The organism is Falsiruegeria sp. JB4-1 (assembly GCF_055693495.1).
The window spans coordinates 439803-457024 of the sequence record NZ_JBVFTZ010000001.1 but is presented as its reverse complement, the minus strand read 5'-3'; the positions used below and the strand labels follow the sequence as shown (position 1 = coordinate 457024).

Here is a 17222-nt window from a genome sequence, read left to right as displayed (position 1 = left end):
TCCCTGATGGTCAGGCATTGGCGCGGTCAAAATACTCCTGAACCATATCTCCAAAACTCTGTTCGACTGCGCATTCGAAACCTCCGGGACAGCGCTGGACCAAACCCTTCTGACCAAAAATCTCGGTATAGGTTACGGCATCAGGTCCAAAGACCGATATGTGCAAGTCCATCGGGCAAGCAATTGCCATGATCTGCTCGGCATCGACCCCTTCGATCTTGAAGAACGTCAACGTATCAGAAACCCGAACAATACTGACGTCCGACGGTGCCGCTGCGGGTGATAAGGCTGTCAACAAATCGTCTTCTTGCACAATCGGAGCCCGGAGCAGCCAGCGATTGCGCCCCACGAGGGCAAGATCTGCTCCCGCCAACGTTGTCTTGCTGTTTGCCCGTTCAGGCAGCGGCGGTAGATGTGCCCCGGCGTGGTCAATCATCGCCTGAACTGATCGGGCCTTAATGTCAAAAAGTGCAGACAGTTCCTGACGGGAAATAGTGACATCATAGCTCATATCAGGACCTCAACAGCTTGCCTTCGGGATCATGGAACACCGGTTTGGTGATCTTGACCGGGATGGTTCGGTCGCGAAGGCGCACATGTGCCACCTCTCCGTGCCTGTCGTGGCCGCCATCCAGAAGGGCAAGCCCCAACCAGCGATTATGAACAACGCTCCAGACGCAGGCAGTGACCAACCCCTCGGTGCGTTCTTTACGCCCCTGTGGGGTCAGCGGAGCGCCCTCGGGGATCTGATCGTTTGGGTCTTCGGGAAGAACGCCAACCAATTCACGCCTGACCTTTCCAGACTTACGCCGCAATTCAACTGATCGCTTACCCAAATAATCAGGTTTCTTCTTGGACATGATCCACCCCATGCCAAGGTCATAGGCGTCCGCGGTGCCGTCCACTTCGTGCCCCAGCGATAGAAACCCCTTTTCGACACGCAGGACATGGTTCGCTTCGGAACCAACCGGCGTGACGCCAAACTTTTCGCCTGCGGCCAGAACCTTGTCCCACAGTTCACGCATATGTCGCGGGGCAACATTGACCTCAAACGACAACTCGCCAGTGAAACTCACCCGAACAACCCTAGCAGGCAGCCCTGCAACTGTGCCGTCTCGAAAGGCCATGAATGGAAATGCCTCATTCGAAAGATCGATGTCAGTGCCAAGCACCTCCATGACATCGCGCGCCTTGGGTCCGCAGATTGTGGCGTTGTTCCATTGGCTTGTGACGGTTGTGATCATCACCTCCCAATTGGGAAACTCGGTCTGCAGCAGCTTCTCCATGTGCTGGTTTACGCTGTCGGCATGGCCGGTTGACGTGGAAATGATCCACCGGTGTTCATCCAGCCGAAGTGCTACACCATCATCCAGGATCAAGCCATCGTCAGACAGCATAAGCCCGTACCGCCCGTTGCCAGGTTTCAAGGATGACATGATGTTGGAATAGATGTGATCAAGGAATTTCCCCACATCCCGCCCTTTGAGCTCGAACGTGCCCAAAGGCGACCCATCATAAACCCCAACGGTTTCGCGGACAGCCTTGCATTCCCGGTTCACTGTGTCCTGAAATGCCTCTCCCGGACGAGGAAAATACCCCGGTCGGCGCCAACGTGCTCCCGCCTCATACATAAACGCGTCTTGGGTGTGGTTCCATTCGGTAATCGGTGTATGCCGGTAAGGGAAAACGACGCCGCCCTCGCGAATGCCAGAGATCGCACCAAAAGAGACCGGCGTGTAAGGCGAACGGAACGTCGTTGTTCCGACATCTTCCAGTGCAACACTCTTTTTCAGTGCCACTGTACCGATGATGTTGATGTTGCCAGTCTTACCTTGGTCGATCCCCATCCCGCCAGTGGTATAGCGCTTGACGTGTTCAACATTGTCATAGCCTTCGCGCAGCGCCAGATGCACGTCGTCGACCGTGACATCATTCTGAATGTCCAAAAACGCTTTGCCCTTCTGACCAGGCACTGTCACCCGCCACATCGGTTCAATCGCGTAAGCCAACTCATCTGCGTCATCGACGATCTGGTTCAGTGTCAGTTGACCATTTGCAGCACCAACTGCGCGGCAAGTTTGCACTGCCTGATCGGGAACAAAAGCAGCAATCTGTTCGTCGAACTTGAGCGTGCTTCGAGATTGTGACCACAGGTGCACTGTTGGGCTGAATCCCCCGGAATGAGCCAGGAGATCACAGTCTATCAATCGGGCTTGCCCGCCTGTGACAGGGCGTGCGAAAACTCCGGTCACACCCTTGCGTCCTTTGACACCACTTACAACCGTGCCCGACATCACCTCAATTCCGGGAACTGCAGCAAGAGCTTCAGGCGGAATCGTTTGACGGCTATCAACAATGGCCTTCATGTCGACATCAACCGCCTTCAGGTCGGCTGCCACGGAGTAAAGCGAATTGTTGTTGCCAAAGAGAACAACCCGTTTACCCGGTACAACGCCGTAGCGGTTTACATAGACCTGCAAGGACGATGCCAGCATGACGCCGGGCCTGTCGTTGTTTGCAAAGACCATAGAGCGCTCTGTGGCCCCTGTGGCGATCACCACCTCTCGCGCCCGCACACGCCAACTGCGTTCGTTAAGCGATGGATTTTCAGGCTGTCGTTCGTTGACCACTATCAGGTTGTGCTCACGATACGCCCAAACTGTTGAGTTCTGGAAATGGATCACATTTTCCATTGCCGCGAGCTCGGCCACAGCATCGCGAACCCAATCCATGGCAGGGCGATTGGCTATTGTCAGGGTTCGCCCGAGCAGACTGCCACCTGCTTCAGTTCCCTCGTCAGCTAAGAATACACGCTTGCCAGCCCGGCCAGCGTCCAAAGCGGCCTGCAATCCAGCCGGTCCGGCACCCGCTATCAGAACATCACAGTGCGCATTTCGTGCTTCAAAATGGCCCTGCTCGGGTGGGCTGGCAGGAGCAGCAGCGAGGCCCGCGGCCTTCCGAATTGAGGGCTCGAACAAGTGCCAATCAGGCCATTTGAACGTTTTGTAGTAGAACCCTGCCGGAATGAACTTGGTCAGCAATTGGTTGACACCGCCCACATCAAATTCGGGCGAAGGCCAACAGTTGACCGATTTGGCCCTCAAGCCCTGACGGATCCGCACTGTTGTGATCGGTTGGTTGGCCGAGGCATCGCCGCCTTCGAGTTCTACCAGCGACGCGGGTTCCTCGACCCCGTGTCCGACAACACCGCGCGGCCGATGATATTTGAAACTGCGTGCTGTAACCCGGACCCCATTGGCCAAAAGTGCCGAGGCCAACGTATCGCCCTCAAATCCTTCATACGCCTTACCGTTGAAGAAAAAGGTGACTGGACGCTCCCGGTTGATCCGCCCACCCGAAGAAAGCCGATTAACTTGCATTTTTTGGCGCCTCTACAATGTCGTGGGTACGCGTGTCTCGCCAGATGGTTAGCCATTCGCCACACCCGCGAGCGTGCCACCACTTTTCTTCAACCGGACCTAATGGGTTTGGCACGATAGTCAGGTATTCAACCCATTCAGCATCGGTCACAGCATTCGGATCTGGCCGATCAGCTGCAACTGGTCCTCCGTAGACAAATTCGCTTTCACTGCGGGCCCCGCAAAAGGGGCATGAGATCGTCATCATGTTTCTAGCCCTTTCATCGCGCAGTCGTGGTGCCAGATTCCATAACGAAATCCAGGGTCTTGAACCGGTTCAAAGTGAATTCCTGCATCAGTTGGTGCGGCTGTCCCTTTGCCACCAGATGCGCAAGGCAAAGCCCACCTGCCGGGATCGCTTTATAGCCACCCCACCATCCGGCGGTGACGAAAAGCCCGTCTACATCCGTCGCTGACATAATCGGCGAGGCATCATGTGCGATGTCCAGATGCCCACCCCATTGTCGCATCAGTTTGAGCTTCTTGAAGCTGGGAAAAAGCGACAGCATTGCTGTCACCGTATCTTCGAACACATGCTGCTTGATATCCCGCCGGAAACTCTGACCCATGTCAGGTGCGCCCCCGATCACCATCTCGCCCTTGTCCGATTGGCTGAAGTAAAACCCGCTGTCCGGGCAGTTGACGATCACATCGACCAAAGGTTGAACCGGCTCGGATACAAATGCTGTCAGGTTCATCGTTCGCAAAGGAAGGTTCAAACCAGCGGTTTCAGTAATCGTTGTCGTATGACCAGAGACCGCAACGACAACCTTCTTCGCGCGTACCGTACCTCGACTCGTCTCGACGCCAGCAATTGCGCCATCTGGTTCACGTATTAGCGACAGCACAGGCGTTTGTTGATGGATTTCCACTCCCATCGCATCGATCGCACGCCCATATCCCCAGGCGACCGCATCATGCCGGTTCACCCCGGCGTCCGTGTGCACCATACCGCCAATGATCGGCAAACGCGCGTCCGCTCCCCCTCCGGTCAAGGCCGGGATTCGTCGCCGAACTTCATCGGTCGAGATCTGTTCATAGGTCGAGCCGTAGATGTCCATTGTAAGTTGGCGCCGTCGCAACTCGCGCATTCGGGGGTAGGTCTGAACCACATCCACCATCGTGCGTTTGGAGTGCATCATGTTGAAGTTCAGCTCACGCGTGAGACCTTCGTACATGGCCACTGATTTGACGTAAAACGGGATCGACTCATCGCGCATGTAGTTCGACCTGATCGTCACGGTATTGCGCGCAATATTGCCGCCGCCCAACCAGCCGCGATCAAGCACGGCCACGTCCGTGATGCCAAACTCTTTGGCCAGATAATAAGCCGTAGCCAAACCGTGACCGCCCGCCCCGATCACGATCACCTCGTACTGATCCTTTAGCGGCGGGCTTCGCCAGGCCTTGGGCCAGTTTCGGTGTCCCGAAAGCGCATTTCGCGCAAGTGAGAAGACATTGTAATTTTGCATGATGGTAATAACTTTTACCAATAGTAATTTACTGTCAAGCAAAACATCGACTCGGGCGCACATATCTTGCACAATGACGCACACACAATTTTCGTTCTTGTCAGTTAATTTTTTTCTTGATAGGAAAATTAGAGCGCAGCGGGGATTTCCTGCTGACTGCCTCCCTGAAGCTCCAGATTTGACCAGACACGCGGGGACCCGACATGCAGAAAGACCTGACAGGAAGCGATGCCTTTGTACGAGAGTGCTGGTATGTAGCTGGCCGCAGTGAAGACTTTGACAGATCCCTAAAGGCGATGACCCTGCTCGGGGACAAAGTGGTACTGTTCCGCGGCGAGGCCGGAGAACCGATCGCCCTGGAAGACGCGTGCCCCCACCGAAAACTGCCCCTTTCCAAAGGTTCTGTTCAAGGCAGTACGGTAGTCTGTGGTTACCACGGTTTGACGTTCGATTGCGCCTAAGCAGCTGCGTCGCCGCACCCACGCAGGAAAACGCAATTCCCAAACGCGCAGTGGTACGCAGCTATCCGGTAGAGGATCGGTATGGGTTCCTGTGGATCTGGATGGGCGACCCTCAAAAGGCCGACACTAACAACATTATCGACATTCCCAATTTCGACAACCCGGCCTGGGGCAAAACCGATCGCGGTGCGATGGAAATGCAATGCCATTATCTGTATATAACCGACAATTTGCTGGACCCCAGCCATGTTGCTTGGGTGCACATAACATCATTTGCCGGAGCCGGGACTGACAACCGCCCCCTTCAGCTTGATGAGAGCGAAGATCACGTGGTTATCTGGCGTTGGATTTCATCTGAGCCCGCGCCGCCGTACTACGCTCAACTCTTGCCGTTTGGTGACAACTGCGACCGCAAGCAACACTATGAATGTCGCGTGCCTTCGACCGCAATCAATATGTCGATCTATACGCCGCCGGGCGAAGGCGGGCCTGATCGCGAATTGTCTGAAAATGCGTTCGTCAACGTCTCGTACAATTTCATCACGCCCGTGGACGACGAAACCTCGCTCTATTTTTGGTTCCAGCACCGCAACATGTTTGCTGGCGATGCCGCCATCGACGAAAAAATGTTTGCTGGTGCCGTGATGGCATTCAACGAGGACAAGGACGTTCTGGAAGACGTTCAACTCGGCATGGCAAACCGCACGACCCCCTATTTGAACCTCGGCCTAGACGCAGGCGCAATGCGGTTTAGGCAGAAAGTGGCGCAACGCACCAAGGCTGAACAGGTCGAACCTGCATAATTGAGCACTGGGTTGAGGTTACACAAACCTGCCCCTAGGGTGCGCGACCAACATGGCACAAGTGGAGCTAGACGACATACATGGCGGGACGCACCGAAATCGATGCTGAAATTGGGCGAACACTTAACAGGTTGCGGCAAGAGCGGGCGCTGACGGTCACCGAACTGGCCGCTCGGGCGCAAGTGTCGACTGCGATGATCAGCCGTATCGAAAACGGTCATGTCTCACCATCACTGGGCACATTGCAGTCGTTAGCCGAAGCCTTGTCAGTTTCGCTGATGGCCCTGTTCACACATTCCGAGACCGCCGCTGATGTACACTATGTCCGTGCCGGTGACGGGCTGCCTGCGCGACGGATTACGCGCGATCACGCACACGACTATTTGCTGCTTGGCAAGCACAGCGGCCCCGCAGGCGTCTTTCAATCGGCTCGCATCCGTATTTCGCGCAAGGAATCTGATACCCTTCCCAACTACCAGCACGAGGGTAACGTGTTCATCTACATGATCGAGGGAGCCGCTATTTATTCTTGTGGCACTGAGGAATTCAAAATGTCGGCTATACGACACGCTGAGTTTCGACGCAAAACTCCCGCACGGGTTTCGCAGCATCCAAAGTGACGAGATCGAATTCATTACGGTGTCGACACGTCCACAGTAAACCCAAAGGTAACACCAAACATATCCTTGAACTGACCCGGGTTCTTGCAACTACAGCAGGGGCAGGACACGATGGGAACCGATACCAAGAAACGCACCTCAGGACTCGGCCATGAACACATCCTCAGCCCCTACTTACTTGTCAGATACAGATCTGGAGCAATTGGGCATAGGGCCGTCTGAAGTCGCAGATGCTATCGAAGCCGCATTGAAAGCCAAGGCAAAGGGGCAACTGCACACGACTCCCAAGTCGGTCATCCTGCCTGGTGATGGTCGTTATGCAATGTCGACCCTGGCATTGGGCGATGACGGGTATATCGTCGTAAAACAAGTAACAGTTTGCCCAGGCAATCCAGACCGGGGTTTGCCCGCGATCAACGGTGCAATCATGGTGCTGGATGCTGAAACCGGGCTTTTGAATGCAGTTTTGGATGCAAACTGGGTCACGGCAATAAGAACCGCGGCCCTTTCCGTGGTCGCTGCGCGCCGGATGGCTGATCCAAATTCGGAATCAGTTGGATTTGTAGGAACGGGTGTACAGGCTCGATCACATCTCACGGCATTTGCCGAACTCTTTCCGCTCCGGGTCATCAAGGTGTTTGGGCGCGGCCAAGCCAACATCGACAAGCTACGTAACCTTGCACATGATCTGGGGCTTGATGCCGAAGTCTGCGCGACACCCGAAGACGCAATGAGAGGTGCAGATTTGGTCGTGACTTCGATCACTCTGGATTTCTCAACTGCACCATTCCCGGACGCCCGCTGGCTGAAACAATCGGCCTTTGCCGCTATCACCGATGCATGTATCCCGTGGATTCCCGAAGGCATGGACGCATTCCGCACCGTGATCGTTGATGATTGCGAGCAAGAACGAGAAAGCGAAAAGCCGATGCTTCCCTATGATCGCATCAAGGGTGATCTTACAGAATTGGTCTCGCAGGATTTACCAATCGAGGGTCCTGCCGCTTTTGCATTTCGCGGTATTTCGCTGGGAGACTACGCCGCCGCTGTTCTTGCTGTCCGCAAGGCTGCGCAACTCCAATCCTAATTTTGTGGTCCAGATCAGTGCCCCAATAGCTGGCTTAGGAACAATTGCGCCCTGTCACTTTGCGGGTTGCCGAAGAATTCCTCGGGTTCGGCCACTTCGATAATTTCACCCTCATCCATGAACACCACGCGATCCGCCACTTTGCGGGCAAACCCCATCTCGTGGGTGACGCAGATCATTGTCATCCCTTCTTCGGCCAATTCAATCATCACATCCAGCACACCAGCAATCATTTCTGGATCGAGAGCTGACGTCGGCTCGTCAAACAACATGATCTTGGGCTTCATGCACAGGGACCGCGCTATCGCCACACGCTGCTGTTGCCCCCCGGACAATTGCGGTGGGTATTTTTCGGCCTGCTGCGCGATATGCACCCGTTCCAGGTAATGCATCGCCAGTTCGGTGGCATCCTTTTTGGACGTTCCACGATTTCGCATTGGCCCGAGAATCAGGTTGTCCAAGATGGTCATATGCGGAAACAGATTGAAGCTTTGGAAAACCATTCCGACTTCACGACGGATTTCGGCGATGTTCTTCATGTCCGGCGTCACTTCGACGCCATCGACCGTGATGGTGCCCTTCTGGTGCGCTTCAAGCTGGTTGATGCAGCGGATCATGGTAGACTTTCCTGACCCGGAGGGTCCGCATACCACCACTTTCTCGCCTTCGGATACCGTCAGGTTGATGTCGTGCAATGCGCTGAATTCACCGTACCATTTACACATGCCAGTGATTTCAACGAGGGGTTTGATGCTTCCATCCAGCATGGCGGTCTCCTATCGGCGGCTGCGAGCGGCACGGCTTTCAAGCCGATCAAAGAGCACCGCAAAACTGTAGCAAAGAACAAAATACAAGGCGCCCACCAGGATCCAGGTTTCGAACACTTTGGTGGTGGTGGCGGCAACTTCGGTTGCCATGAACGTCAGTTCCTGGATTGAGATCAGTGAGACAATGGCACTGTCCTTGATCAGGGTGATGAACTGACCTGCGAGGGGCGGTAAGATCTTGCGTAACGCCTGTGGCAGGATCACGTCGCGCAGCACGTTTACCGGAGACAGTCCAACGGCGCGCGCGGCCTCCCACTGACCCTTGGGTACGGATTGGATCCCGGCACGTACGATTTCGGTGATATAGGCACCTTCGAACATCGCCAGGCACAAAACCCCAGCCAGAAAGTTGGACAAAAGCCTAGGATCACCAAACAGAAAGTGAAACAGCGCGTTGTCCACGACCGGGTTTTCCGGATCAATGTCTTCCACTCCCATCAACGGAAACAACTGGCTGGAGATGAAGAAGAAGAAAATAAAGATGAAAACCAACGGAGGTATGTTGCGGATCAGTTCCACATACGTTCGGCTGATGATCTTGAGCGTCAGGTTCTCGCAGGTGCGCCAATATCCCATGACAACACCGATGATCGTGGCCAAAACTGTGGCCCACACCGCAAGGCGCAATGTAGTGATCAGGCCGGATAACAACAGATTGCCGACATATCTTCCTTTTTCGTCATCCCAGCGAATGAAAAAATCCAGAACACGCGACCAATCCCAGTTGTAAACAAGGACGTCATTGACCCGGTAACCGGCATAAAGCACCAGCGCGGCAACCCCGCCAAAAATGGCAAAGTCCCACACGGACAACCGTTTTTTGGGTGGTGCCGGAGGGGGCGCGTTTCTGTCCATCGCTTCTTCACCTGACTGAAGGGAGGATCACCGGACTGTCCCGGTGACCCAGTCGTCGTTTGTTATTATTTGGCCGCAACCATGTCTTTCCACGCTGACTGGTCCTTGAACCAATAATCATGGGTCTGCTCGAGCCAGCCGTTTGACGTATTCACCAGGATCCAGTTCGAGAAGAAGTTAACGGCGTCTGCGTCCCCTTTGCGCAGCGCAAAAGCTTCGTCACCACGCGTCAGGTTCTCGCCGCCATTGGCAACGTAAACCTTGTCAGGATGCGCTTCCGACCAGAAGCGCGGTTTGGGCGCTGACGAGATCATGGCATGCGCATTGCCATTCACAACCTCCTGAAAGGCCTGCGCGTCGTCGTCAAAGCGGCGCACATTGGCTTTGGGGAACCGCTTTTGGGCAATGTTGCATGGGGTGGCGCCGCGGCGGCATGCGATTGTTACGCTGCTATCGTTGTAATCATCCAGCGTTTTGAAATCGCCCGCCAATTGCTTGCTGGCTGCCATCTGCTGACCGGAGTGGGCGTAGGGAATGGTGAAGTTCACTGTCAGGTTTCGCTGCGGAGTGATCGACATGCCACCAATAATAACGTCGAACTTCTTCGCGATCAGCGCCGGGATAATCCCACTCCAGGCGGTCGGCACAAACTCGATCTCGACCCCCATGTCTTCGGCCACCTTCTTGGCCACGTCGATCTCAAAGCCAATCAGGTTGCCTTCTTTGTCGCGCATGGCCCACGGCACAAAGGTCGCCATACCCACGCGCAGTTTTCCACGTTTTTGAATTTCTTCCAGCACACCTTCGGCCGATGCTGGAATGGCCGTTGCCGCAAAGCTGGTCACGGCCAATGCCGCCGCGACGGCCAGTCCCTTGAGGGGTTTCAGGAATTTCATTCGTGTTCCTCCAATGTTGATTTTAGCTCTTATTATTCAAAAGCTTATCTTTTGCCTTTGTTAAGTTGGTGTTCGAACAGACTTACCCCGAGAGAAAGTGTAACAGTCACCGCAAGGTAAATACCTGCAACCAGGAACCAGATTTCAAACGCCATGAAAGTGTCTGCAATCAGGTTTAAGCCCGCCGTTGTCAGTTCTGATACGGCAATCACGCTGACGATCGCCGAGTGCTTGATCAATGAAATCAGCAGTCCCGTGAGTGGTGGAAGGATAAGCGGTAGGGATTGAGGAATAACAATGAACCGGTATTTGTCGACCACGCTCAGGCCGATTGCATCGGCCCCTTCATACTGACCTTTGTCCACGCCCATGATCCCGCCGCGAATAATTTCCGCGGCAAAGGACCCTTCAAAAAAGGCCAGACACAAAATACCCGCCCAGAACCGGTCAATGCCAAAGATCGGAGCCAGGACGAAATAGAAGAGGAACAGTTGAACCAGAAGAGGCGTGTTTCGGATAGCTTCCAGATACCATTTGGCAACGATCCGTCCCGAAATTGAGTTCGACAACCGTGCAAATGCAGTGACGAAACCAATAAGAATAGCTATGACGCCGAGCGATGCCCGCAAGCTTGAGTGTCTGGATCAAGCCACGTACCAGCGGCCCCCAGATCACTTCGTCATCAATGACCCGGTAAAAGAAAGGTTCAACCCGGTACCACTGCCAATTGTATTCCATGGCCTGCGCACCGCGCCAGATCAGAAAAGCTATGATCGCAAAGACACCGACCGCCTGCCCCACTTGCCACGTGGTGCGCGCGAATGCCCGGGAATCGAACCCGGTATCCTCGCGCCGACGCTGCGCGCGTGGTGTCGCCGACATGACCCGTCCTTGCATTTAATCCCCCTGGCATCGCGCTGAGTGACGTGATGAGTATCAATTGCGATTTATAGCTCTGTCAACGATTTTTACCCCTTTCATGCAAAAATGCTATAATTGAGAAAGACGTTGCACAAAATTTCCCGATAGAGGAAACAGATTGACCATGAAAATAACATTTCGACAGGTCGACGCGTTTAGAACGGTGGTATCAACCGGAACCGTCACCGAAGCCGCCGCGATGCTGGGCATTTCGCAACCAGCAGTCAGCCGTCTGATTTCTGACCTCGAAGACGAGGTCGGGTTCCGCCTATTTCAGCGCTCGGGTCGCGTTCTTGTCCCCACGGACGAAGCCCGCCTCTTGGTTGAAGAGGTTCGCCAGGCTGTAAGTGGGATGGAACATATCAAGGAATCGGCAGTGGCCATCGGCAAATTCGGGCACGCCCGCCTGAGCCTTGTCGTAACCCCTGGCGTTTCCTCGCAACTTGCGCCCAACCTGATCGGAAGATTTGCCACCGCCTGCCCAGACGCAATGGCGCGTCTAGAGATCGCCTCAAGCGACGATGCCGTCGAGTGGATGGTATCTCAGAACTTCGACTTTGGCATCACGACAACAGAGCCCGCAAACCCTTCGTTCGACAGCATTGTCGTCAAGGACAACGATGTCTACTGCGTGGTCCCCCTCGGGCATCGACTGGCAGACAAGACCATTGTCCACGCCCGCGATCTGGCGGACGAAAGTTTCATTTCCTACATGCCTTCGTCGCGCTTCCGGTTTGAGGTCGATCAGTTTTTTGACGCCAAAGGTGTGACACGTCGCATGCAGTATGAAACTCGAACAACGGATGCCATTTGCCGCCTGATCGCGCGCGGATTGGGTGTTTCCGTCGTCGGTTCCAGCATGGAGTATCTACAAACCATGCCAGACTGTGTTGCCCTTCCCTTTGCTGCTCCACTGAATTTTCGGGCCGTCTTATTCTGGTCGAAAAACAAACCCATCTCAGCCGTAGGGGAAACCTTTCTGGAGATTGCGAAAAAGGGGATTACGAGCGGTTAAGCGCACTCCGGAACGTCTCTCGCGCCTGTGCACTGTGAATATAGGCATAGTCGCGCGGGTAAGGCTGTCCGGCGGAAGTTTCCATAGCAACAAACTGCGGTCCCGGTGCGCTCAATACACGCGGCAAAGCCAAGGAAAATCCCTCCAGATCATCGAAACTCTGCGACCCGACATAGCTAAGCTGATCGCGCCATACCCTCGAAATCCACGATCTCTGCGCCCGGCAATGGATGCGATCCGTTTACTTCATAGACCCGGTTTACCGACAGGAAGTGGTATAGATTTGAAACTCCGGCATTTGCAATTGTTACCAAAGTCCCCAGGTTCATCAGCAAACTGCCGTCACCATCCAGAACGATCACACGTCGATCAGGATTGGCAAGGGCCAACCCCAACCCATGTGAAGACGCCTGACCCATCGCGCCAACCGCCACATAGTTCAAGTCGCGCGGGTTCAAAGCCATCCAGTCGAAACAGCTTTGATAAACCGCAACGACGATATCATCGTCTTGAACATGCGGAATCAATGCCTTGAGTGCTTCATCTCGATACAGGGTCATGGGGCCTCCGGTGATCGGCCAATAAGAAATATATGTGGGCGCGACGCAGCATAGGCCGCATCTATGGCTGCAACGATGTGCGAGACATCATCCGGTTCCTCAATCAGGGAGTGCGATAGCTCCATCGCATCCAGAACCGGACGTACGATACGCACGCCAAAAGATGCTGACATATCCGGATGCACATGCGGCTCTTTTCCCTGCAAGCCGACCATCATGACCACAGGACGTTCATAGTCGACACCGATAGCCCGAATGGCGTTAAGAGAGTCCATCAGCCCCGTCTGCTGCATCATCAATACAGCACGCGTGTTGTTATAGGACATTGCCCCACAGATGCTTACGCCTTCGTCCTCTTTGCAAATACGGGTCAGACGAAACTCTGGATCCTGGGAAATTGGCCACAACAAACCATCGCTGGTGACAATATCCGGCAGAGCCACGATCTCTCGCACGTCGGCTTGTTTGATCGCTGCGATGATGGCTGCGCCTGATGGATGAGGTACATGCGGTGCATCCGTGGACATCGAGGAGGCAGATCCCATCACGAACCCTCCCGCAAGAACTTGGCTATTCCGTCGCATGTGGCCTTCAACTCATTCGGGTGACCAATTGAAATTCGAATGTAGTCGGCATAGGCCGGAGACGCGAACCTTCGCACTGCGATCCCTTTGCCACGCAGGTAAACGTCCACTGCTTCAGCTGATCGATCAGGGTCGGGAAAATGAACGAGCACGAAATTTCCTTGACTGGGAACAACGCGCAGACCCAGAGTTTGCAATTCCGAAGTGATCCAGTTGCGCCCCTTTCGATTGGCCTCAAACACCATTCTGGTAAATGCCCGATCTTCAAGCGATGCGATTGCCGCAGCGGCGGATGGGGATGAAACTGGAAAGGTCAGCGCGATCCGTTTCACCGAATCCACAACGTCGGCAGGGCCATACATCCAACCGACCCGCGCCCCGGCCATGCCGTAGATCTTTGAGAAGGTCCGGCACATGACGACGTTTCCGAACTCTTCGACCAGATGATGCGAAGGTTCATAGTCTTCTGCGTCGACATATTCTTCATAAGCCGCGTCAATCACCAGCAACACATTCGAAGGAAGCGCCGCATGAAGGCGACGCACTTCTGTGCCGCTCAAGTATGTACCCGCAGGATTCTCGGGGTTGGCCAGGTAGACGATTCTTGTTCGCTCTGTCAGCGCGGCGATCATGCCATCGACAGATGGGACAAAATCCTTGTCAGGAACAGCGATAGCCTCGGCGTCGTTGGCGTGAGCATAGTTGGGTACTTTGAGATAACCGTTGGCGCTGCGGATCAGTTCCGTTCCCGGACCAAGATAGGCGCGCGCCAAACGAGCCAACAAATCGTCTGACCCCTGCCCAGTGGTAATTCGGTTCACATCCAACCCAAAGCAACTTGCCAAAGCTAGCGCCAATATGGTGTCAGGATTTTCAAGGTAGCGTTCGATCCCGGTCACAGCTGCCCGCGCTGCAGTCAAGGCATTGGGACTGGCACCGAAAGCACTTTCATTGGAGTTCAACAGGATCGAGGCTGGGGGAACGGCCTGGGACGCGCCCGCGACCATATGCGGTTTGATCCTGTCAATTCCTGCCTTTGCACGGGGTACGACCATCCGACTCCTCCATTTCTGAACCCAATCAGGTATCGCTTTTATCAACTTCTATCACATAGCAATCTCATTTTTGCAATTCACTTGCAAAAAAATTATGATAAGAGGAATCTCAAACCTGCTTGAAAGTGAGGCTATGCCCCCCGAATACGCACCCCAAGACAGTCGCATCAAACTGACCATCGATCTGGATGTGCCGGGCCGACAGGTGGGGGACATCATGCTCAAATGGTCGGACAACTCGGTTCCCTTGGGGTATCACCCCGTTCCGATCCTGAGCCTGAAAGGGCAGCCCGGAGCGACCGTGTTGATCATCGGTGGCACCCACGGAGACGAATTCGAGGGGCCTGCGGCAATCATGAGGATCGCATCGCAATTAAATCCAAGCGACCTGAAGGGGCAGATCATCCTCATTCCTGGTTTGAGCGGTCCTGCGTTTCAGGCTTCGGCTCGGGTGTCACCGCTGGACGGGCAAAACCTTAACCGGGCATTTCCTGGCGACCCGAATGGCGGCCCAACTGCCATGCTGGCGCACTATGTCGAAACCGTTCTTATGCCACGATGCGACACAGTAATTGACCTTCATTCAGGTGGTAAGGCATCTGTCTTTGAACCATGCACGCTCCCCTCTCGCACGGCGGACCCGGACCTCACGAATTCAAATATCCGGATGGCGCGGGCCTTTGGTTTGCCGCTGATTTGGCTGTTGGGTGATCAAAACGATAATCGCTCGGTCAACGCGGCGGCGGCACGTGTGGGCGTACCAATGATCGCGGCAGAACTGGGTGGTGGTGGTGCCGTTGATCCGCGGATCACGGACCTAGCCGAACAAGGTTTGCTGAATTGCCTCGCAGAATTGGACATAGTCGACAAGACTGCGCCTGCGCATTGCGCCGCACGCACCGTAGAGATTACCTCCCCACATCATTCCGTCTATGCGCCGTTCGACGGGCTTTTTGACCGGCGTGTATGTGCGGGGCAATCAGTTGTCGCCGGGGATCCGGCTGGTGAGCTCCATTTTCCCAATGAACCTGAACGCGTCTCGATGCCCCTTCGGTTTCCGCATGCCGGTATTGTTCTGGCGCATGGAAACCGAGGACTGGTGAAGCGCGGCGATCTGCTCGCCCTGGTGGCTCAAGATATTGCCGAGGACCTCGAATGAAGACTTTTGGCCCCTTTATTTCTGGCAAATCGATAAATTGGGAGGGGGACACCTTACCCAGTATCGATCCTGCAAACGGAGAGCCTTGGTGTTTGGTTGCGCGTTGCGGAACAAATGAGGCCGATCTTGCCATGCTGTCGGCGGATCAAGCTTTTCGGACCGGCCCCTGGGCGGAATCAGACGCCAATGTCCGTGGAGACATTCTGGACCAGTTGGCCGACGCGCTCTCGGATCGATGGCAGGATCTGGTTGAAGCCGAGGTTCGCGACAACGGCAAACGAATAGCCGAAGTAAGAGGGCAATTCGCCGGGTTGCACAGTTGGTACCGTCATTTTGCAAACGAGGCGCGCAAAATTGGTGTGCGACAACAGGCCAACGCAATCTCTGGTGTCACAAGTGCCAACCACCCCATGCCATACGGTGTCGTGGTCGCGATCACGCCATGGAACTCGCCTTTGATGATACTGGCCTGGAAACTGGCCCCCGCGTTGGCGGCTGGTAATACTGTTGTGGTCAAACCTTCCGAGATGGCTTCCGCCTCGACGCTAGAGTTCGCCCGTCTGGCTCATGAAGCAGGGGTACCAGCAGGAGTGTTCAACGTCGTCACCGGGTTGGGCCATGAGGTCGGCGAGGCACTGGTCCGCCACCCATTGGCACGCAAGGTCACGTTTACCGGATCCGATTTCGGAGGCCGTAAAGTAGCAGAAGCCGCCGCGAGTGGCGTGGTTCCGACAACAATGGAACTGGGCGGCAAGTCCGCTCAGGTCGTCTTTGCCGACGCGGATTTGGAAAATACGGTCAATGGCGTGCTATCCGGCATCTTCCTGTCCAATGGGCAAACCTGCGTTGCTGGATCCCGCCTGATTGTCGAAGCCAGCGCCAAGGAAAGTGTGACCAATCGCCTTCTTGAGCGAGCGAAAGCGTTGAAGATTGGCGATCCGATGGATCCCAACACACAAGTTGCCCCGCTAGCGAACGAGCCGCATCTGCGCAAAGTCACGGCCATGATTAAGCAGGCAAAAGCGGAAGGCGCCAATTGTCTTTTGGACGGACTGGCCACCGTTGCCGATCAATCCGGTTTCTACGTTGGACCAACGGTGTTTGACGGGGTCACCGTGGACATGCAGCTTTGGCGGGAAGAGGTCTTTGGCCCGGTCCTTGCAATCACGACCTTTGAAACCGAAGCTGAGGCGTTAATGCTGGCCAATGACAGCGACTACGGTCTAGCTGGGGGCGTTTGGACCTCGGACCCGGACAAGGGCGCGCGGGTTGCCCGGGCCATCGACAGCGGAACCGTCTATATCAATCACTATCGAAGCGTCGATCCGGGTGTTCCAATTGGCGGTGTCAAGCTTTCGGGCTATGGCCGCGAATTGGGCCCAGACGCGATCAACGATTTTTTGCAATCCAAATCCATCTGGACCGGCACGGCGCCGGTGCCAGACCCATTCCCGTGAAGGGCCAGCATATTCGAGACGTAGGGAGGAC

The 17222-nt window shown here is 55.0% G+C and carries 19 protein-coding genes; 7 read left to right on the top strand and 12 right to left on the bottom strand.

The genetic code is table 11. The features are described 5' to 3' along the window. Positions 1–10: 10 nt before the first annotated feature. From ACZ1HE_RS02220 to ACZ1HE_RS02205, 4 genes are read right to left on the bottom strand one after another with little or no spacing between them, the layout of a single operon-like run. Positions 11–511, bottom strand: coding sequence for a sarcosine oxidase subunit gamma (locus tag ACZ1HE_RS02220; protein ID WP_472619379.1), 501 nt, complete (start codon positions 509–511; stop codon positions 11–13). 1 nt (position 512) lies between these two features. Continuing rightward, complete coding sequence (locus ACZ1HE_RS02215; protein ID WP_472619378.1) at positions 513–3380, bottom strand: 2Fe-2S iron-sulfur cluster-binding protein; 2868 nt, start codon at positions 3378–3380, stop codon at positions 513–515. Further along, complete coding sequence (locus ACZ1HE_RS02210) at positions 3370–3627, bottom strand: sarcosine oxidase subunit delta (RefSeq protein ID WP_472619377.1); 258 nt, start codon at positions 3625–3627, stop codon at positions 3370–3372. The genes ACZ1HE_RS02215 and ACZ1HE_RS02210 overlap by 11 nt, the downstream gene beginning before the upstream one ends. A gap of 13 nt (positions 3628–3640) precedes the next feature. After that, complete coding sequence (locus ACZ1HE_RS02205) at positions 3641–4891, bottom strand: FAD-dependent oxidoreductase (protein ID WP_472619376.1); 1251 nt, start codon at positions 4889–4891, stop codon at positions 3641–3643. Positions 4892–5094: 203 nt separating this feature from the next. Here ACZ1HE_RS02205 and ACZ1HE_RS02200 point away from each other — a divergent pair, with 203 nt between their 5' ends. The 4 genes from ACZ1HE_RS02200 to ACZ1HE_RS02185 all read left to right on the top strand — a co-directional run bounded on the left by ACZ1HE_RS02200 (position 5095) and on the right by ACZ1HE_RS02185 (position 7862). Beyond that, the gene (locus tag ACZ1HE_RS02200; protein ID WP_472619375.1) at positions 5095–5352 is read left to right on the top strand and encodes a Rieske 2Fe-2S domain-containing protein; all 258 of its coding nucleotides are present in this window, start codon (positions 5095–5097) and stop codon (positions 5350–5352) included. After that, a complete protein-coding gene (locus ACZ1HE_RS02195; RefSeq protein WP_472619374.1) occupies positions 5343–6155 on the top strand; it encodes an RHO alpha subunit C-terminal catalytic domain-containing protein in 813 nt (270 codons plus the stop codon). Before ACZ1HE_RS02200 ends, ACZ1HE_RS02195 begins: the two co-directional genes overlap by 10 nt. A gap of 80 nt (positions 6156–6235) precedes the next feature. Then, the gene (locus ACZ1HE_RS02190; RefSeq protein ID WP_472619373.1) at positions 6236–6775 is read left to right on the top strand and encodes a helix-turn-helix domain-containing protein; all 540 of its coding nucleotides are present in this window, start codon (positions 6236–6238) and stop codon (positions 6773–6775) included. Between the two features lie 151 nt (positions 6776–6926). Beyond that, complete coding sequence (locus ACZ1HE_RS02185; protein WP_472619372.1) at positions 6927–7862, top strand: ornithine cyclodeaminase family protein; 936 nt, start codon at positions 6927–6929, stop codon at positions 7860–7862. Between the two features lie 14 nt (positions 7863–7876). Here ACZ1HE_RS02185 and ACZ1HE_RS02180 read toward each other — a convergent pair whose 3' ends face one another. The 5 genes from ACZ1HE_RS02180 to ACZ1HE_RS02160 all read right to left on the bottom strand — a co-directional run bounded on the left by ACZ1HE_RS02180 (position 7877) and on the right by ACZ1HE_RS02160 (position 11322). Further along, positions 7877–8629, bottom strand: a complete 753-nt coding sequence (locus tag ACZ1HE_RS02180; protein WP_472619371.1) for an amino acid ABC transporter ATP-binding protein — start codon at positions 8627–8629, stop codon at positions 7877–7879. 9 nt (positions 8630–8638) lie between these two features. Further along, positions 8639–9544, bottom strand: a complete 906-nt coding sequence (locus ACZ1HE_RS02175) for an amino acid ABC transporter permease (RefSeq protein WP_472619370.1) — start codon at positions 9542–9544, stop codon at positions 8639–8641. A gap of 65 nt (positions 9545–9609) precedes the next feature. Further along, on the bottom strand, positions 9610–10440 hold the full coding sequence (locus tag ACZ1HE_RS02170; protein ID WP_472619369.1) for a transporter substrate-binding domain-containing protein: 831 nt from the start codon (positions 10438–10440) through the stop codon (positions 9610–9612). Between the two features lie 44 nt (positions 10441–10484). Then, positions 10485–10997, bottom strand: coding sequence for an amino acid ABC transporter permease (locus tag ACZ1HE_RS02165; RefSeq protein WP_472624319.1), 513 nt, complete (start codon positions 10995–10997; stop codon positions 10485–10487). Further along, positions 10888–11322: a hypothetical protein gene (locus tag ACZ1HE_RS02160; protein WP_472624605.1), complete on the bottom strand. Its 435-nt coding sequence runs from the start codon at positions 11320–11322 to the stop codon at positions 10888–10890. The genes ACZ1HE_RS02165 and ACZ1HE_RS02160 overlap by 110 nt, the downstream gene beginning before the upstream one ends. Positions 11323–11485: 163 nt before the next feature. Between ACZ1HE_RS02160 and ACZ1HE_RS02155 the strand changes: the two genes are divergently transcribed. Beyond that, complete coding sequence (locus ACZ1HE_RS02155; protein WP_472619368.1) at positions 11486–12376, top strand: LysR substrate-binding domain-containing protein; 891 nt, start codon at positions 11486–11488, stop codon at positions 12374–12376. 176 nt (positions 12377–12552) lie between these two features. On the opposite strand, the gene ACZ1HE_RS02150 is transcribed toward ACZ1HE_RS02155, so the two are convergent. The 3 genes from ACZ1HE_RS02150 to ACZ1HE_RS02140 are packed head-to-tail and all read right to left on the bottom strand — an operon-like array spanning position 12553 to position 14575. Then, a complete protein-coding gene (locus ACZ1HE_RS02150; RefSeq protein ID WP_472619367.1) occupies positions 12553–12936 on the bottom strand; it encodes a thiamine pyrophosphate-dependent enzyme in 384 nt (127 codons plus the stop codon). After that, on the bottom strand, positions 12933–13481 hold the full coding sequence (locus tag ACZ1HE_RS02145; RefSeq protein ID WP_472619366.1) for a decarboxylase: 549 nt from the start codon (positions 13479–13481) through the stop codon (positions 12933–12935). The genes ACZ1HE_RS02150 and ACZ1HE_RS02145 overlap by 4 nt, the downstream gene beginning before the upstream one ends. Further along, entirely contained in the window at positions 13481–14575 is a 1095-nt protein-coding gene (locus ACZ1HE_RS02140; RefSeq protein WP_472619365.1) for a pyridoxal phosphate-dependent aminotransferase, read from the bottom strand. Before ACZ1HE_RS02140 ends, ACZ1HE_RS02145 begins: the two co-directional genes overlap by 1 nt. A gap of 94 nt (positions 14576–14669) precedes the next feature. On the opposite strand from ACZ1HE_RS02140, the gene ACZ1HE_RS02135 reads away from it, so the two are divergent. Beyond that, positions 14670–15734 (top strand): succinylglutamate desuccinylase/aspartoacylase family protein, encoded by a 1065-nt coding sequence (locus ACZ1HE_RS02135; RefSeq protein WP_472619364.1) that lies wholly within the window; start codon positions 14670–14672, stop codon positions 15732–15734. After that, on the top strand, positions 15731–17191 hold the full coding sequence (locus ACZ1HE_RS02130) for an aldehyde dehydrogenase family protein (protein ID WP_472619363.1): 1461 nt from the start codon (positions 15731–15733) through the stop codon (positions 17189–17191). The genes ACZ1HE_RS02135 and ACZ1HE_RS02130 overlap by 4 nt, the downstream gene beginning before the upstream one ends. Positions 17192–17222 lie beyond the last annotated feature (31 nt).

What these genes read in the sequence shown, in the direction of transcription:
- ACZ1HE_RS02190 (WP_472619373.1), top strand. Translation starts at nt 6,236, where the DNA reads ATGGCGGGACGCACCGAAATCGATGCTGAAATTGGGCGAACACTTAAC.
- ACZ1HE_RS02180 (WP_472619371.1), bottom strand. Translation starts at nt 8,629, where the DNA reads ATGCTGGATGGAAGCATCAAACCCCTCGTTGAAATCACTGGCATGTGT.
- ACZ1HE_RS02210 (WP_472619377.1), bottom strand. Translation starts at nt 3,627, where the DNA reads ATGATGACGATCTCATGCCCCTTTTGCGGGGCCCGCAGTGAAAGCGAA.
- ACZ1HE_RS02215 (WP_472619378.1), bottom strand. Translation starts at nt 3,380, where the DNA reads ATGCAAGTTAATCGGCTTTCTTCGGGTGGGCGGATCAACCGGGAGCGT.
- ACZ1HE_RS02175 (WP_472619370.1), bottom strand. Translation starts at nt 9,544, where the DNA reads ATGGACAGAAACGCGCCCCCTCCGGCACCACCCAAAAAACGGTTGTCC.
- ACZ1HE_RS02150 (WP_472619367.1), bottom strand. Translation starts at nt 12,936, where the DNA reads ATGACCCTGTATCGAGATGAAGCACTCAAGGCATTGATTCCGCATGTT.
- ACZ1HE_RS02135 (WP_472619364.1), top strand. Translation starts at nt 14,670, where the DNA reads ATGATAAGAGGAATCTCAAACCTGCTTGAAAGTGAGGCTATGCCCCCC.
- ACZ1HE_RS02205 (WP_472619376.1), bottom strand. Translation starts at nt 4,891, where the DNA reads ATGCAAAATTACAATGTCTTCTCACTTGCGCGAAATGCGCTTTCGGGA.
- ACZ1HE_RS02130 (WP_472619363.1), top strand. Translation starts at nt 15,731, where the DNA reads ATGAAGACTTTTGGCCCCTTTATTTCTGGCAAATCGATAAATTGGGAG.
- ACZ1HE_RS02140 (WP_472619365.1), bottom strand. Translation starts at nt 14,575, where the DNA reads ATGGTCGTACCCCGTGCAAAGGCAGGAATTGACAGGATCAAACCGCAT.
- ACZ1HE_RS02220 (WP_472619379.1), bottom strand. Translation starts at nt 511, where the DNA reads ATGAGCTATGATGTCACTATTTCCCGTCAGGAACTGTCTGCACTTTTT.
- ACZ1HE_RS02200 (WP_472619375.1), top strand. Translation starts at nt 5,095, where the DNA reads ATGCAGAAAGACCTGACAGGAAGCGATGCCTTTGTACGAGAGTGCTGG.
- ACZ1HE_RS02145 (WP_472619366.1), bottom strand. Translation starts at nt 13,481, where the DNA reads ATGGGATCTGCCTCCTCGATGTCCACGGATGCACCGCATGTACCTCAT.
- ACZ1HE_RS02170 (WP_472619369.1), bottom strand. Translation starts at nt 10,440, where the DNA reads ATGAAATTCCTGAAACCCCTCAAGGGACTGGCCGTCGCGGCGGCATTG.
- ACZ1HE_RS02185 (WP_472619372.1), top strand. Translation starts at nt 6,927, where the DNA reads ATGAACACATCCTCAGCCCCTACTTACTTGTCAGATACAGATCTGGAG.
- ACZ1HE_RS02160 (WP_472624605.1), bottom strand. Translation starts at nt 11,322, where the DNA reads ATGTCGGCGACACCACGCGCGCAGCGTCGGCGCGAGGATACCGGGTTC.
- ACZ1HE_RS02155 (WP_472619368.1), top strand. Translation starts at nt 11,486, where the DNA reads ATGAAAATAACATTTCGACAGGTCGACGCGTTTAGAACGGTGGTATCA.